The sequence below is a fragment of the Erwinia sp. Eh17-17 genome (genome assembly GCF_039675725.1).
Taxonomy (GTDB): domain Bacteria; phylum Pseudomonadota; class Gammaproteobacteria; order Enterobacterales; family Enterobacteriaceae; genus Erwinia.
The window spans coordinates 184,694-199,751 of record NZ_JBDFQT010000005.1; the positions used below are offsets into that span (position 1 = coordinate 184,694).

Annotated in this window: 14 protein-coding genes; 5 read left to right on the forward strand and 9 right to left on the reverse strand. The window is 54.3% G+C overall.

Features of this window, described 5'->3' with window-relative positions; genetic code table 11:
- Positions 1–15 precede the first annotated feature (15 nt).
- From lepB to rpoE, 6 genes are all read right to left on the reverse strand, one after another.
- Positions 16–954: a signal peptidase I gene (gene lepB, locus ABEH87_RS15275; RefSeq protein ID WP_346577413.1), complete on the reverse strand. Its 939-nt coding sequence runs from the start codon at positions 952–954 to the stop codon at positions 16–18.
- A gap of 29 nt (positions 955–983) precedes the next feature.
- Positions 984–2,783 carry a translation elongation factor 4 gene (lepA, locus tag ABEH87_RS15280; RefSeq protein WP_346577415.1) on the reverse strand — a complete coding sequence of 600 codons (1,800 nt, stop codon included), beginning with the start codon at positions 2,781–2,783 and terminating at the stop codon, positions 984–986.
- 238 nt (positions 2,784–3,021) lie between these two features.
- A complete protein-coding gene (rseC, locus tag ABEH87_RS15285; RefSeq protein ID WP_346577417.1) occupies positions 3,022–3,486 on the reverse strand; it encodes a SoxR-reducing system protein RseC in 465 nt (154 codons plus the stop codon).
- Positions 3,483–4,439 carry a sigma-E factor regulatory protein RseB gene (gene rseB, locus ABEH87_RS15290; protein ID WP_346577419.1) on the reverse strand — a complete coding sequence of 319 codons (957 nt, stop codon included), beginning with the start codon at positions 4,437–4,439 and terminating at the stop codon, positions 3,483–3,485. The genes rseC and rseB overlap by 4 nt, the downstream gene beginning before the upstream one ends.
- Positions 4,439–5,089 (reverse strand): anti-sigma-E factor RseA, encoded by a 651-nt coding sequence (gene rseA / locus ABEH87_RS15295; protein ID WP_346577420.1) that lies wholly within the window; start codon positions 5,087–5,089, stop codon positions 4,439–4,441. The genes rseB and rseA overlap by 1 nt, the downstream gene beginning before the upstream one ends.
- 29 nt (positions 5,090–5,118) lie before the next feature.
- Positions 5,119–5,694: an RNA polymerase sigma factor RpoE gene (gene rpoE / locus ABEH87_RS15300; protein WP_062744587.1), complete on the reverse strand. Its 576-nt coding sequence runs from the start codon at positions 5,692–5,694 to the stop codon at positions 5,119–5,121.
- 476 nt (positions 5,695–6,170) lie between these two features.
- Between rpoE and nadB the strand changes: the two genes are divergently transcribed.
- The gene (nadB, locus tag ABEH87_RS15305) at positions 6,171–7,772 is read left to right on the forward strand and encodes an L-aspartate oxidase (RefSeq protein WP_346577421.1); all 1,602 of its coding nucleotides are present in this window, start codon (positions 6,171–6,173) and stop codon (positions 7,770–7,772) included.
- On the opposite strand, the gene ABEH87_RS15310 is transcribed toward nadB, so the two are convergent.
- On the reverse strand, positions 7,773–8,510 hold the full coding sequence (locus ABEH87_RS15310) for a tRNA1(Val) (adenine(37)-N6)-methyltransferase (protein ID WP_346577423.1): 738 nt from the start codon (positions 8,508–8,510) through the stop codon (positions 7,773–7,775).
- A gap of 132 nt (positions 8,511–8,642) precedes the next feature.
- Between ABEH87_RS15310 and srmB the strand changes: the two genes are divergently transcribed.
- Positions 8,643–9,968, forward strand: a complete 1,326-nt coding sequence (srmB, locus tag ABEH87_RS15315) for an ATP-dependent RNA helicase SrmB (RefSeq protein WP_346577425.1) — start codon at positions 8,643–8,645, stop codon at positions 9,966–9,968.
- Between the two features lie 228 nt (positions 9,969–10,196).
- Here srmB and grcA read toward each other — a convergent pair whose 3' ends face one another.
- Positions 10,197–10,580: an autonomous glycyl radical cofactor GrcA gene (gene grcA, locus ABEH87_RS15320; RefSeq protein ID WP_346577427.1), complete on the reverse strand. Its 384-nt coding sequence runs from the start codon at positions 10,578–10,580 to the stop codon at positions 10,197–10,199.
- A 288-nt stretch (positions 10,581–10,868) separates the two neighbouring features.
- Between grcA and ung the strand changes: the two genes are divergently transcribed.
- Both ung and ABEH87_RS15330 read left to right on the forward strand, forming a co-directional pair.
- Positions 10,869–11,552, forward strand: a complete 684-nt coding sequence (gene ung / locus ABEH87_RS15325) for a uracil-DNA glycosylase (RefSeq protein ID WP_346577429.1) — start codon at positions 10,869–10,871, stop codon at positions 11,550–11,552.
- Positions 11,553–11,743: 191 nt separating this feature from the next.
- Positions 11,744–13,309, forward strand: coding sequence for a methyl-accepting chemotaxis protein (locus ABEH87_RS15330; RefSeq protein WP_346577430.1), 1,566 nt, complete (start codon positions 11,744–11,746; stop codon positions 13,307–13,309).
- A 79-nt stretch (positions 13,310–13,388) separates the two neighbouring features.
- Here the strand turns inward: ABEH87_RS15330 and grpE are convergent, their stop codons facing one another.
- Complete coding sequence (grpE, locus tag ABEH87_RS15335; RefSeq protein ID WP_346577432.1) at positions 13,389–13,970, reverse strand: nucleotide exchange factor GrpE; 582 nt, start codon at positions 13,968–13,970, stop codon at positions 13,389–13,391.
- Positions 13,971–14,093: 123 nt separating this feature from the next.
- On the opposite strand from grpE, the gene nadK reads away from it, so the two are divergent.
- The gene (gene nadK / locus ABEH87_RS15340; protein WP_346577434.1) at positions 14,094–14,972 is read left to right on the forward strand and encodes an NAD(+) kinase; all 879 of its coding nucleotides are present in this window, start codon (positions 14,094–14,096) and stop codon (positions 14,970–14,972) included.
- The last annotated feature ends 86 nt before the right edge of the window (positions 14,973–15,058 follow it).

Below are 15,058 nucleotides of genomic sequence, written 5' to 3' on the forward strand. Positions count from 1 at the left end.
GCCCGCAGGCGATCATTAGTGAATGCCGCCAATACGGCTCAGGCGAACGCCAGTAGGCCATTGCCCTTCCTGCTTGTCAAAGCTCATCCAGATCGCGGTCGCTTTGCCCACCAGATTACGCTCCGGAACGAAACCCCAGTAACGGCTGTCAGCGCTGTTATCACGGTTATCGCCCATCATGAAGTACATACCCTGCGGCACCACCCAGCTGGACTGCGGCTGGCCTGGCTGGCGGTAGTATGAACCCGGCTGGCTGGGTGCCTGGGTAATCATCAGAATACGGTGGGTCACATCCCCCAGCGTTTCGTTACGCGTGGCCAGACGTACGCCGCCCTGCATTGATTCACCTTTTGGCACCTGGAAGAAACCATTACCCACCTCATTGCCGCTAAAGCCGCTGAAGGTCTGGATAAAGTCGCTCTCTTCAACATCAGAGTAGGTTACCGGCAGTGCAGCAGTAGCAGACTGCTGCACCGACACGGTCTTACTCAGCGGATCGTAAGTCACGCGGTCGCCAGGTAAGCCAATGACACGCTTGATGTAATCCATGCTCGGATCTTTCGGGTATTTAAATACCGCGATATCACCGCGCTTTGGATGACCGGTTGCGATCAGCGTGGTCTGGGTGATCGGATCTTTAATGCCGTAGGCATATTTTTCCACCAGGATAAAATCACCGATCAGCAGCGTCGGCATCATTGAACCGGAGGGGATCTGGAACGGTTCATAAATAAACGAACGCACCACAAACACCACGAACAGCACCGGGAATACCGATGCGGTGGTTTCCACCCAGCCCGGCTGTTTTTCAGCTTTGGTCGCTTCAATGCCCTGGGCCTGCGCTGCCGCACGTTTCGCGCGGCGGGCGGGTGCCCATTTAAATTTGTCGATGCACCAGATAATCCCGGTAATCAACGTTGCTATCGCCAGAATCAGGGCGAACATATTAGCCATTCCAGTTCCCTCATAGCCCGAAGGCAGGCTTATTTACTGTCTTTACCCACGTGGAGAATGGCAAGGAACGCTTCCTGCGGTAACTCAACGTTACCCACCTGTTTCATGCGTTTCTTACCGTCTTTCTGTTTCTGCAGCAGCTTTTTCTTACGGCTGACGTCACCGCCATAACACTTGGCAAGAACGTTTTTGCGCAACTGTTTGACCGTAGAACGGGCGATAATGTGGTTACCAATCGCCGCCTGAATCGCAATGTCGAACTGCTGACGCGGGATCAGCTCTTTCATCTTCTCAACCAGGTCGCGACCGCGGTATGGCGCATTGTCGTTATGCGTAATCAGCGCCAGCGCATCAACACGCTCTGAGTTGATCAATACATCGACACGCACCATGTTGGAAGCCTGGAAACGTTTGAAGTTGTAATCCAGTGAGGCATAACCGCGAGAGGTTGATTTCAGGCGGTCAAAGAAGTCGAGCACCACTTCGGCCATCGGAATTTCATAGGTCAGCGCAACCTGATTACCGTGGTAAACCATGTTGGTCTGCACGCCACGTTTTTCGATACACAGCGTGATGACGTTACCCAGGAACTCCTGTGGCAGCAGCATATGACACTCTGCAATCGGCTCACGCAGCTCTTCGATGTTGTTCAGCGGCGGCAGTTTACCGGGGCTGTCAACATAGATGGTCTGGTTATCCGTGGTCACAACTTCATAGACTACGGTTGGCGCTGTGGTGATCAGCTCCAGATCGTATTCGCGCTCCAGACGCTCCTGGATGATCTCCATGTGCAGCAGGCCGAGGAAGCCACAGCGGAAGCCGAAGCCCAGCGCGGTAGAACTCTCTGGCTCATAGAACAGGGAAGCATCGTTCAGACTCAGTTTACCGAGCGCATCACGGAAGGCTTCGTAATCATCAGAGCTGATCGGGAACAGACCGGCGTAAACCTGCGGCTTCACTTTTTTAAAGCCAGGCAGCGCTTTATCCGCCGGGTTACGTGCCAGCGTCAGGGTATCCCCGACCGGCGCACCCAGGATGTCTTTAATAGCACAGACCAGCCAGCCTACTTCACCACAGTTCAGCACGTCAGTATCAACGCGCTTCGGCGTAAAGATGCCCAGACGGTCAGCGTTATAGGTCTGACCGGTGCTCATCACCTTAATTTTTTCGCCTTTGCGCATGGTGCCGTTTTTGATACGCACCAGCGACACCACACCCAGGTAGTTATCGAACCAGGAGTCGATGATCAGCGCCTGCAGCGGGCCTTCCGGGTCGCCTTCTGGCGGCGGAATATCACGCACCAGTCGCTCCAGCACGTCAGGAACGCCAATACCGGTTTTCGCGGAGCAGCGCACCGCGTCGGTGGCATCAATCCCCACGATATCTTCAATTTCCTGGGCAACGCGGTCCGGATCGGCAGCGGGCAGATCGATTTTGTTCAGTACAGGTACGACTTCCAGATCCATTTCCATCGCGGTATAGCAGTTTGCCAGGGTCTGAGCTTCTACGCCCTGCCCGGCATCTACCACCAGCAATGCGCCTTCACAGGCGGCCAGCGAACGGGATACTTCATATGAGAAGTCCACGTGGCCGGGGGTGTCGATAAAATTGAGCTGGTAAGTTTTACCATCGGGTGAATGGTAATCGAGCGTCACGCTCTGCGCTTTGATGGTGATGCCACGCTCGCGTTCTAAATCCATAGAATCCAGAACCTGCGCAGCCATTTCACGTTCGGTCAACCCGCCACAAATCTGGATCAGACGGTCTGACAGCGTTGATTTACCGTGGTCGATGTGGGCGATGATAGAAAAGTTTCTTATGTGCTTCATTATTGAGATTTTTCTGCCTTACAAATTCTGGAACTCTTACGACACGCAGTCAGAAGAGCGCGATATAACAGGCGAATACTGGCCCGAAAGGCAGCATTCTACACTACATATCAAAGGGGTGGAATCGTCGCAGGCAGGCAATAATGTCCGGGCTGCCTTAACGAAAGGGAAACGGGCAATAAGACGGGGTAAATTAAGACGGATAGCAGGCAAATGCAGCCAGCCGTCTGTTCGCCGGTCAGGCATCGGTAGTGACGCGAATAGCATCAGGCGGAAGTGAAACGCTCAGGATCACCGGCTGAAATGAAGCGGAACGCCCCAGTACATTCGAGATACCTTTCGCAATGATAAATCCACCTATGCCCCCCAGCAGTGCGCCAGAGGCGGCGGCCAGATCGCTGTGGAACAGCATCTGAAACACGCCGGCAAGGGCAAACAGCCCGATCAGCGGAGTCATATAGACCAGAAACGCTGAGCTGAGCAGGCTGGTTTCCGCAATGCCCAGCTCGATTTTCTGCCCCGGAGAAAGCGGTTCCGCGCTGGCGATTTTCATCACGTGCGCATTTTTTGGCCCCAGCTTATCCAGCATATGGCTGCCACAGCCTTTACGGGCCGAACAGCTGCTGCAGGACGTTTTGATTTCGGAGTGTAGCGTGGCAATACCGTTCTGCCACGACACTACGGTTGCCCATTCTCTCATCATGGCGCAGTACCTAAAATTACACTATCAGCGATACGTTTGGCGGTCGCCGGAGGAAGTTCACCGACCACGGTGATCTCCGCATTATTGCGTACTTCTGTCTGAACCGTACGACGCCCGGTGCGCAGCTGCTGCGGCGAACTGGTTTTATCAGCAAGCGTAATGTTGATTGAGAAACTGAACAGGCCATCGGAATAGAGACGCGTCTCAACAGGACGATCCAGGGATGGCAGTTGCCGACGGCTCTGCGCCACTTCTTTCATCCCCGCCGGCACCCAGCCAGCCTTCCAGTTAAAGGTCACCTTACCGCCCGTAGGCACAGATGACACCGGAGGAAGTTTGGCGCTTTCCAGCCCCTGCATCAATTTGCGTACGCCATCATCTACGGCGAAACTCACTACGCGATACTGCTCCAGCGTTTCACCATCGCGATCGAGCAGATCAACCCGCAGAGGGAGCTTGGTCTCGCTGTCCAGCCAGACAATATAGCCATAGCGGGTGCCATCACGCGGCACAATGCGGATCACTTCACACAGCTGATCGGCGATGCGCGTCCGTCCCACGGAGACAAAATCATAGGTGGCAGAGAGCTGCTGAAAGTCGGCATACACCAGCGAAGGCAGGGAATCGACAATGTGATCTCCCGCCATCGTAAAGGGCTCTAAACCCGACTCGAAATAACTCACCTCTTTGCCACGCTGGATGATTTCACGGCGCGGGCCGTCCATCTGCAACAGCTGCGCATAGGTTTTGTTATCGATGACAGCATGACGGTAGCGTAAAGACTCAATGCCCAGGCGGGAGACATTGATATAGGCAAGTTCATAGCTGAGTGACTGGCTGGCCTGCTCCATCTGATGTAACAACGCCCCGGATGGCGTTTGAGCGGCCGGGGCGACAGAGGAGTAAATCAGGCTGCCAGCCATAAGGCTGACGGCGCACCAAAGCTGCTTCATTACTGCGGTTGCATTCCTAACGACTGATTACCAGGAACCTGAGCAGCAGCCTGCTGGTCAGGGCTCTGTTCAAACTGCAGCTGTTCAGCATGCAGACGGCGCTGCAATTCATAGTCCTGCAGCAGCGCATTCACACGGCGACGCTGATCCTGGACCTGCTGATTCGCATTGACCGGTGCACTGGCATTTTCAGCCGGGACACCAAGACTGACAGGGGAAGCCTGACCCATCATCGGCAGCGTATTAAAGACCGGAGAGTCCTGGGACTGCCCCTCAACAGGCTTGTTGTACTGCTGAACACCGACAATGACCGCCAGTGATACACAGGCCGCGACGCCAATCTGCGTAATCTGTGCCGCAAACGGACGCAGTTTGGCCCAGAACGGCATAGCAGCGGCCTGCTCAGGTTTTGGCTGCGCTTCCGGGATCAAACGCGTGATATTTTTTGCTGGCTCATTTTCAATCGCAGCCATAACACGGGCAGAGATATCAAAATCCAGCTGCTGTGGGATGTCACCGCGCAACGTATCGCGGATCAGGTGATAGCTTTCCCAGTTTTTCTGCAGCACAACGTCTTTAGACAGCGCGGACATCACTTCGTTGTCCAGCGTTTCACCGTCCATAAGAGCGGAAAGTTGTTCTTTCTGCATGCCTCAATACCCTTCCTGTTTCGCTATCGCTAGCGTTGGATAAGCGGTTGAATTTTATTATCAATAGCTTCACGGGCGCGGAAAATACGGGAACGTACCGTACCCACCGGGCAATCCATGATCACGGCTATCTCTTCATAGCTCAGGCCATCGAGTTCACGTAAGGTGATCGCCATACGCAAGTCTTCGGGTAGCATCTCGATGGTGCGAAAAACTATTTGTCTCAATTCTTCCGACAACATTAAGTTCTCAGGGTTCGAAATTTCTTTCAACGCTCCCGCACTTTCAAAGTTTTCGGCGTCGATAGCATCCACGTCGCTTGACGGTGGACGGCGGCCCTGAGCCACCAGGTAATTTTTGGCCGTATTGACGGCAATCCGATAGAGCCAGGTATAGAAAGCACTGTCGCCCCGGAAAGATTCCAGCGCACGATAGGCTTTAATAAACGACTCCTGCACTACATCAGGGACATCTCCTGACGGCACATAGCGGGAAACCAGGCTCGCCACTTTATGCTGATAGCGAACTACCAGTAAATTGAATGACTTCTGATCTCCCTTCTGCACTCGCTCAACGAGAACCTGATCCGTTAACTGCTCGCTCATCCGAGGTAAGGTCTCCCCAAACTTGTCTCCACGCGTAATCGCACTTCCAGTAAAAACTCAATCTTTATGGACGAGCATGCAATCTGAGTCATTTTCATCAGGAAAGTTCCATTACGCCATTATTTTTGTGGTGTCATCAGGGGACATTTACAAACCCGCACGCTTTTTTTTGCATTCTGATGGATTTGTCGGCCACTGCCTCTCTTTGAACTCCCGGAACGTCCTGGTTCAGGAGCCTGACGACGCCCGCAGAGTAACGCAAGAAGACAGCTTTTTCATCTTATTATCGCGTCATTAAGTGACAGTTCGTAATATTAAACGCGCTAAGTCGCCATTTTTCCATCCGCAGAACGTCTTATTTTCCACTCAATATTTGATTTAGCGCAGCGGGGGAGGTGTACAGGGTAAAAAGCGTTTTTGCCTGGAGAAGTTGAGTGCTATGCTCAACAAACACTCTGTTTAGTAAATTAAACAACATGACCCTTTCTTCTGATTACAGCTGTGATGTGTTGATTATTGGTAGCGGCGCTGCGGGTCTGTCACTGGCATTACGCCTGGCAGAAAAACACCAGGTCACCGTACTGAGCAAAGGCCCGGTCAGCGAAGGCTCGACATTCTATGCTCAGGGCGGGATCGCGGCGGTGTTTGATGAAACCGACAGCATTGAATCACACGTCGAAGATACCTTAATTGCCGGGGGCGGCCTGTGTGAACGTGAGGCCGTGTCGTTTATTGCCAGTAACGCGCGCCACTGCGTACAGTGGCTGATTGATAACGGCGTTCTGTTCGATAAAGAAACGCCGCTAAACAGCGAAGAGCGTTACCACCTGACGCGCGAAGGCGGCCACAGTCACCGCCGTATTCTGCACAGCGCGGATGCCACCGGAAAAGCCGTAGAAACCACCCTGGTGAGCCAGGCGCTGAGCCACCCCAACATTACCCTGATTGAACGCGGCAACGCCGTTGACCTGATCGTTTCCGATAAGATCGGTCTGCCGGGTGAACGCCGCGTGGTGGGGGCTTATATCTGGAACCGCAAACGGGAAATGGTTGAGACCTGCCGCGCACGTGCCGTCGTGCTGGCTACCGGCGGCGCGGCGAAAGTCTATCAGTACACCACTAACCCCGATGTGGCTTCCGGTGACGGCATCGCAATGGCGTGGCGTGCGGGCTGCCGCGTGGCCAATCTCGAATTCAATCAGTTCCATCCGACCTGTCTGTTCCACCCGGATGCGCGTAATTTCCTGCTGACCGAAGCGCTGCGCGGCGAAGGAGCGGTGCTGAAACGCCCTGACGGCACCCGCTTTATGCCTGACTTCGACGAGCGCGGTGAACTGGCCCCGCGTGATATCGTGGCGCGGGCGATTGACCACGAAATGAAACGGCTTGGGGCGGACTGCATGTATCTGGATATCAGCCACCAGCCGCCAGAGTTTGTGCGCGCTCACTTCCCGACTATCTACCAAAAGCTGCTGGCCCTGGGCATTGACCTGACGACCCAGCCGATTCCGATTGTTCCGGCCGCGCATTACACCTGCGGTGGGGTAATGGTCGACCAGCAGGGACGAACCGATGTTAACGGGCTTTATGCCATTGGCGAGGTCAGCTATACCGGCCTGCACGGGGCAAACCGCCTGGCATCCAATTCCCTGCTGGAGTGCCTGGTCTACGGCTGGTCAGCGGCTGAAGATATCAGCCGTCGCCTGCCACAGGTGGCGATGGTGGAGCATCTTCCCGCCTGGGATGAAAGCCGGGTGGACGACTCCGACGAACGCGTGGTGATCCAGCACAACTGGCATGAGCTGCGGTTATTTATGTGGGACTATATGGGAATTGTGCGCACCACGAAACGACTGGAACGGGCGCTGCGCCGCATTAACACGCTGCAACAGGAGATTGACGAATACTATGCCCACTTCCGCATCTCCAATAACCTGCTGGAGCTGCGAAATCTGGTGCAGGTCGCAGAGCTGATGGTGCGCTGCGCCATGGCGCGCAAAGAGAGCCGCGGTCTGCATTACACTCTCGACTACCCTGAAGCGCTGGGTGAGGCGCTGCCGACCATCCTCGCCCCGTGATTAACGGAACAAATAGAAGTCGCGGGTCAGGCTGCAGTGGGCGTCAGAATACTGGTGGTCCGGCCCGCGTATCGTCATGCGGTCCAGCAGCTGCTCACCGGGTTTGGGTGATAACGCCAGCAGGACGCGGTTAGGCGGCCGGGTATCATTATCGGCAACGTCAGTACGAAAACGCAGATGCCAGCCGCGCTGCCGCGCCAGTTCCACCAGCTGACTGCCCGCAGCTTCCGGCAGGATTACGCAGAAGAACCCCTCTTCGGCAATCAGGTTTTCAGCGCAGCGCAGCAGCACGTCATGGGTCAGGTCATGGGTGTAACGTGCCGACGCCCGTTCAGGAGAAGCGCAGTCCGACCCCGGAGAAAAATAGGGAGGATTACTGACAATGAGCGAATAGCGCTGTTCACAGCGCTGCGCCCATTCAACAATGTTCGCCTGGTGGACGTGAACTCTGTCCGGCCAGGGTGATTCCGCCACATTTTCCTGCGCCTGGGTCGCTGCAGCAGGATCCAGTTCCACGGCATCAATTGCTACCGACTCTGCGGTTCTCTGCGCCAGCATCAGGGCAATCAGACCGCTCCCGCTGCCGATATCCAGTACCCGCTGAACATTCGCGACAGGTGCCCATGCACCGAGCAGAACACCATCGGTGCCCACTTTCATGGCGCAGCGATCGTGGGCGACAAAAAACTGTTTGAAGGTAAATCCGTTGGCGCGGAGAATGGCTTTCTGCTGTGACATTTGACTGACCTGAAAGGGAAACGGCGCTAGCATAGGACAATCCGTGACGAAGGAAAAGTCATTAACTCCACACAAACAGATGAAGATCGTGTTCAATCTGTCTATAATCAGCGCCCCAAACTGAGGTAGACCATGACTGTAACCACTTTTTCCGAACTCGAATTAGACGAGAGCCTACTGCAAGCCCTGCAGGAGAAAGGCTACACGCGCCCTACTGCCATCCAGGCAGAAGCTATTCCGGCAGCACTGGAGGGTCGCGACGTTCTGGGTTCGGCACCAACCGGTACAGGCAAGACTGCGGCCTACCTGCTGCCCGCACTGCAACATTTGCTCGATTTCCCGCGTAAGAAGTCCGGCCCGCCGCGTATTTTGATCCTGACGCCGACGCGCGAACTGGCCATGCAGGTTGCGGACCAGGCACGTGAAATGGCCAGACACACGCACCTCGATATTGCCACGATCACCGGCGGCGTGGCGTTTATGAACCACGCTGAAGTGTTCAGCGAAAACCAGGATATCGTGGTCGCCACCACCGGTCGCCTGCTGCAATATATTAAAGAAGAGAACTTTGACTGTCGTGCGGTTGAGACGCTGGTGCTGGATGAAGCCGACCGCATGCTGGATATGGGCTTTGCTCAGGACATCGAAACCATCGCGGCCGAAACCCGCTGGCGCAAACAGACTCTGCTGTTCTCCGCCACGCTGGAAGGCGAAGCGATCAAAGATTTTGCCGAGCGCATTCTGAACGAGCCGATCGAAATCGAGGCCGACCCGGCGCGGCGCGAACGCAAGAAGATTCAGCAGTGGTATTACCGTGCGGATGATATCAAACACAAAACCGCGCTGCTGATCCACCTGATGAAACAGCCGGAAATGACCCGTGCGGTGGTCTTTGTGCGTAAGCGTGAGCGTGTGCACGAGCTGTGCGGCTGGCTGCGTGAAGCGGGCATCAACACCAGCTACCTGGAAGGGGAACTGGTTCAGGCGAAGCGTAACGAGGCCATTAAGCGCGTGGCGGAAGGCCGTGTTAACGTGCTGGTTGCGACCGATATCGCCGCACGCGGCATCGACATTGATGATGTCAGCCATGTGTTTAACTTCGATATGCCGTTGACCGCAGACACCTACCTGCACCGTATTGGCCGTACCGGCCGTGCGGGCAAGAAAGGTATCGCTATTTCACTGGTGGAAGCGCACGACAATATGCTGCTGGGACGCATCATCCGTTACATCAAAGAGCCGCTGAAGCCGCGCACCATTGATGAACTGCGTCCGACCACGCGTGCGCCGAATGAAAAGCTGAAAGGCAAGCCGTCGAAGAAAGTGCTGGCTAAACGCAAAGAGCTGAAAGACAAAGAGAAGCAGGAAGAAAAACCGCGCGTCAAAGAGCGTCACCGCGACAGCAAGAACGTGGGTAAACGCCGTAAGCCGACCGCTAAAACGAACAGTGCTGAATAATCACACTGCACGACAAAAAACCGCCCTCCAGGGGCGGTTTTTTATTGCCGTAAAAACATCAAAACGCAGAGTCTGGCCAGAAACTGGCCCTTTTCACACAAAGTGATACGTTGAGCAGAGAGCGGCGTTAAAAAAAAGCCAGACCGCCTTTTGTTATCATTGTGTTAAATAAATAAAGCGGAAGGTGACTTAATCACCTTCCGCTCAATGATCTCTGGCTGATGGTGGTTACAGACTTTCAGTAAAGGTGCGGGTAATCACATCTCGCTGCTGTTCTGGCGTGAGTGAGTTAAAACGCACGGCATAACCTGAAACACGGATAGTCAGCTGCGGATATTTTTCCGGATGTTCGACTGCGTCTTCCAGCGTTTCGCGGCTCAGAACATTCACATTCAGGTGCTGGCCACCCTCGACACGCACCTGCGGTTTCATTTCCAGTGGAATTTCACGATATTCAATCTGGCCGAGATCGCTGACAGGCACAACCTGATCTTCGCTGTAACCCGCCTTCGCACACACGCAACGCGCTTCGGCTTTATCGCTGTCCAGCAGCCAGAAAGAGTTCAGTAACGCACTATTGGTGGCTTGAGTAATTTGAATTCCGGTAATCATATTGTTGCCTCCCAGGCAATGGGCACTAAACCAACGTTCAGCGCCTGGTTGATGGATAAACCCTTATTCTTCTGGGATCTGTATACCAGCACGAGAATGGTGTCTCTTTGATACAAATCAACCTGAGGCCCGGCGGATACCGCATAAAAACAGCAACTTTCTGTTTTATATCAATTTTATCAAAGTCTGAAATTATTCTTTTTTTGCAAATTTTCAATTATTTTTTAAGTACACCCTTGCAGCAAAGCGCGATAAGCTACGCCCTTTGATGACTAACAGGAGACGGTAATGGTCAATACCATGACCTGGCACGATGTGCTGGCAGAGGAAAAAGAGAAACCTTATTTCAGGGAAACGCTGGCACAGGTCGCGGCAGAGCGTGCGGCCGGTAAAACCGTCTATCCCCCGCAAAAAGACATTTTTAATGCCTTTCGTCTGACCGAACTGGGTGAAGTGAAAGTGGTGATCCTGGGCCAGGATCCCTATCACGGCCCGAACCAGGCACACGGACTGGCGTTCTCTGTCCTGCCCGGCGTGGCCGTTCCCCCTTCGCTGGTCAATATGTACAAAGAGCTGGTGACTGACATCCCCGGTTTTGAACGCCCGAAGCATGGTTTTCTCGAAAGCTGGGCGCGCCAGGGGGTGATGCTGCTTAACACGGTGTTGACGGTGGAAGCCGGTCACGCCCATTCTCATGCGAAATTTGGCTGGGAAACCTTTACGGATAACGTTATCGCGGCCATTAACCAGCATCGCGAAGGTGTGGTATTTCTGCTGTGGGGATCTCACGCGCAGAAAAAGGGCAGCATTATCGATCGCAGCCGCCACCACGTACTGCAGGCACCGCACCCTTCCCCGCTGTCGGCCCATCGCGGTTTCTTCGGATGTGGCCATTTTTCAAAGACTAACCAGTGGCTGAGCGAGCACGGCGAACAGCCGATTGACTGGCTTCCACAGCTCCCCGCACAGTAACCAACCTCGCCAGGGGGCAGCGCCCCCTTTAGCGTCAACGCCTTTCCCCTGTTTACATCCGCACACGAAAAAATGCGATTTACATCACAATTTCTTATCAAGATTTCCCCTTCCCTGCCGATCTGATCGGCTTCAGGGAGCAAATTCATGCTCCCGGTATGGGCTGGAATTCATTCAGGGGAGAAGAACGGATGTTATCTGTGAAGAATATGAAAGTAGGTGTTCGCCTGGGGGCCGCATTTGCCCTGATTATACTGCTGCTGATTGTCGTCAGCGCCACAGCAACGATTAAGATTGGCAGCATCAATCAGTCGGTTGACAGCATTGTCAGCGATCGTTACCTCAAGGTCCGCCTGGCCTTTGACGTGCGCGACGGCGTTAACGATCAGATCAAGTTTTTACGCGGCATGGTGCTGGATGCTGCCAGCCCGGAAAAAAATGTTAAACGCTTCGATCAGCTTGAGAGTGCCACGCAGAAAACCAACGTGGCGATTGATAACATTGCCCGTCTGCAAAGTACCGAAGTCGGGATTAAGAAAATCCAGGATGTGAAAGAGGCGGCACAGCGCTTCGAGCAAGAGAAACAAACGCTGCTGACGCTGATCCGTGCCGGACAGGTGCAACCCGCTACCGAGTACGTTCTGAGAAAAATCACCACCAGTCAGAATGCGTTTCTCGATATCGTGGTCAGCTTTGCTAACTCGCAGTCAGGGCAGCTTCAGGCCGAAGGAGCAAAGGCCGTCAGTGACGCTTCTACCGCGATCCAGGTCACGCTAATCTTCTCAATGCTGGCGGTTGCGCTGGCCATCCTGCTCGGCTTTATTCTCACCCGCTCGATCGTGCGCCCGCTGCGCGAGGCCGTCAGCGTGGCGGAAAATGTGGCTGCCGGTGACCTGCGTACCACGATTGATGTCACCTCCACCGACGAAACCGGCCAGCTGATGCTGGCGCTTAAGAACATGAACGAAAATCTGCTGAAAATTGTTTATGAAGTTCGCTCCGGTACTGACCTGATCGCTACCGCATCCAGTGAAATTTCAGCGGGCAATATGGACCTCTCTTCCCGCACCGAACAGCAGGCCAGTTCGCTTGAAGAGACCGCCTCCGCGATGGAGCAGATCACCGCCACGGTGAAACAGAATGCCGACAATGCGCGCCAGGCCAATCAGCTGGCGGTACAGGCTTCTCAGGTTGCCGTACAGAGCGGTGATGCGGTGAAGCAGGTGGTCAGCACCATGGAGATGATTAACGGCTCGTCGAAGAAAATCGTCGATATTATCAGTGTGATTGACGGTATTGCCTTCCAGACCAATATCCTGGCCCTGAATGCGGCGGTAGAAGCCGCACGAGCCGGTGAACAGGGCCGTGGCTTTGCCGTCGTTGCCTCGGAGGTTCGCAGCCTGGCACAGCGCTCAGCCTCTGCCGCTAAAGAGATTGCACAGCTGATTCAGGACTCGGTTTCCCGCGTGGATGAAGGTGGCCGCCAGGTGGCTAAAGCGGGCCTCACCATGGATGAGGTGCTCAACAGCGTGAAAAATGTCACCGGAATTATTGGAGAAATCACGGTTGCCAGCGCCGAACAGAGCACCGGTATTGATGAGATCAACATGGCGATTACGCAGATGGACCAGGTCACCCAGCAGAATGCAGCCCTGGTGAATCAGTCGGCAGCCGCGGCGCAGTCCATGCAGGAGCAGGCGGAACAACTTTCGCTGGCCATTCGCGCATTTAAAGTGAATGAACCGGCCTTTAGCTAAGATTCAGGGCAAAAAAATAGCCGCACGGAGCGGCTATTTGAAATACGGGGTGGCCGGAAAAAGGTCACCCCGGCAAGAATTAGCCTTTGGCCTTGGCGACGGCTACCATCGCCGGGCGCAGCAGGCGACCATTCAGCGTATAACCACGCTGCATCACCATCATCACGTGATTTGGCGCCACATCTTCTGACTCCATCATCGACATGGCCTGATGAACTTCCGGGTTAAACGGAACATTCGTATCGCCTACCACTTCCACGCCGAACTTGCGCACCGCGCCCAGCAGGGATTTCATGGTCAGTTCGATACCTTCAATCATTGAGGCCAGCTCAGGATTGGATTTATCTGCAACTTCCAGCGCGCGCTCCAGGCTATCAATCACTGGCAGCAGCTCATTGGCAAATTTTTCCAGCGCAAATTTGTGCGCTTTTTCTACATCCAGTTCAGTACGACGACGGATGTTTTCGATCTCCGCCTGAGCGCGCAGCTGGGCTTCACGCACGCCACCCTGAGATTCGGCAAGCTGCGCTTCCAGTTCTGCAATACGCTCATCACGCGGGTCCACCACTTCTGCTGTCTCCGCGTCCTGATTCTGGGCCTGCTCCATCTCAATTTCGTCTGAGACTTGCTCGTTAGGTGTGTTCTGTTCTTTACTACTCATGAATTTCTCCGCGTTTGTGCATATTCATCTCGCTGGTTCGCTTATTATGGGGATCAGAATCGCGGTTTCAAGGGAACCAGTCACATTGTCGGGGGAGTTTACCTCGTGAGGAATGCCAGGAACATGAATAACCACTTCAACTGCATCGGGATCGTGGGCCATCCACGCCATCCTACCGCGCTCACCACCCACGAAATGCTGTATCACTGGCTGACGGCAAAGGGCTATAAGGTGATTATTGAGCAGCAGATTGCGCGTGAGTTAAAACTGGAAGGTGTACAAACCGGTACGCTGGCAGAAATTGGCCGCAATGCCGACCTGGCGGTGGTGGTCGGGGGTGACGGCAATATGCTGGGCGCCGCCAGAGTGCTGGCGCGTTACGACATTAAAGTGATCGGGATTAACCGCGGTAACCTTGGTTTTCTTACCGACCTCGACCCGGATAACGCCCAGCAGCAGCTCGCCGATGTGCTGGAAGGGGAATATTTTGTCGAGAGCCGTTTCCTGCTGGAAGCCCAGGTGTGCCGTCAGACAGGCGCGCCACGCATTGGCACCGCGATCAACGAAGTGGTGCTGCACCCCGGTAAAGTGGCGCATATGATCGAATTCGAAGTTTATATTGATGAAAACTTCGCCTTCTCTCAGCGTTCTGACGGGCTGATCATTTCCACCCCGACCGGCTCCACGGCCTATTCACTGTCGGCCGGAGGCCCCATTCTGATGCCGACGCTGGATGCTATCGCCATCGTGCCCATGTTCCCGCATACGCTGTCAGCGCGCCCGCTGGTGATTAACAGCAGCAGCACTATTCGCCTGCGTTTTTCCCACATGCGCAGCGACCTGGAGATCAGCTGCGACAGCCAGATAGCACTGCCTATCCAGCAGGGGGAGGATGTGTTAATCCGCCGCAGCGATTACCATCTCAATCTGATACACCCGAAAAATTACAATTATTTCAACACGCTAAGTTCAAAGCTCGGGTGGTCAAAAAAATTATTCTAAAACTGCTTTCAGCTGGTTTACTGTTTATAAAACCAGTATATACTGTATGAAAACCCATATCTGTGTTTCCATACAGGAATATCATC

Coding starts and splice junctions, on each gene's coding strand:
- rseC (WP_346577417.1), bottom strand. CDS start 3,486: ATGATGAGAGAATGGGCAACCGTAGTGTCGTGGCAGAACGGTATTGCC.
- srmB (WP_346577425.1), top strand. CDS start 8,643: ATGACTGTAACCACTTTTTCCGAACTCGAATTAGACGAGAGCCTACTG.
- lepB (WP_346577413.1), bottom strand. CDS start 954: ATGGCTAATATGTTCGCCCTGATTCTGGCGATAGCAACGTTGATTACC.
- nadK (WP_346577434.1), top strand. CDS start 14,094: ATGAATAACCACTTCAACTGCATCGGGATCGTGGGCCATCCACGCCAT.
- ung (WP_346577429.1), top strand. CDS start 10,869: ATGGTCAATACCATGACCTGGCACGATGTGCTGGCAGAGGAAAAAGAG.
- grcA (WP_346577427.1), bottom strand. CDS start 10,580: ATGATTACCGGAATTCAAATTACTCAAGCCACCAATAGTGCGTTACTG.
- rseB (WP_346577419.1), bottom strand. CDS start 4,439: ATGAAGCAGCTTTGGTGCGCCGTCAGCCTTATGGCTGGCAGCCTGATT.
- ABEH87_RS15330 (WP_346577430.1), top strand. CDS start 11,744: ATGTTATCTGTGAAGAATATGAAAGTAGGTGTTCGCCTGGGGGCCGCA.
- grpE (WP_346577432.1), bottom strand. CDS start 13,970: ATGAGTAGTAAAGAACAGAACACACCTAACGAGCAAGTCTCAGACGAA.
- rpoE (WP_062744587.1), bottom strand. CDS start 5,694: ATGAGCGAGCAGTTAACGGATCAGGTTCTCGTTGAGCGAGTGCAGAAG.
- ABEH87_RS15310 (WP_346577423.1), bottom strand. CDS start 8,510: ATGTCACAGCAGAAAGCCATTCTCCGCGCCAACGGATTTACCTTCAAA.
- nadB (WP_346577421.1), top strand. CDS start 6,171: ATGACCCTTTCTTCTGATTACAGCTGTGATGTGTTGATTATTGGTAGC.
- lepA (WP_346577415.1), bottom strand. CDS start 2,783: ATGAAGCACATAAGAAACTTTTCTATCATCGCCCACATCGACCACGGT.
- rseA (WP_346577420.1), bottom strand. CDS start 5,089: ATGCAGAAAGAACAACTTTCCGCTCTTATGGACGGTGAAACGCTGGAC.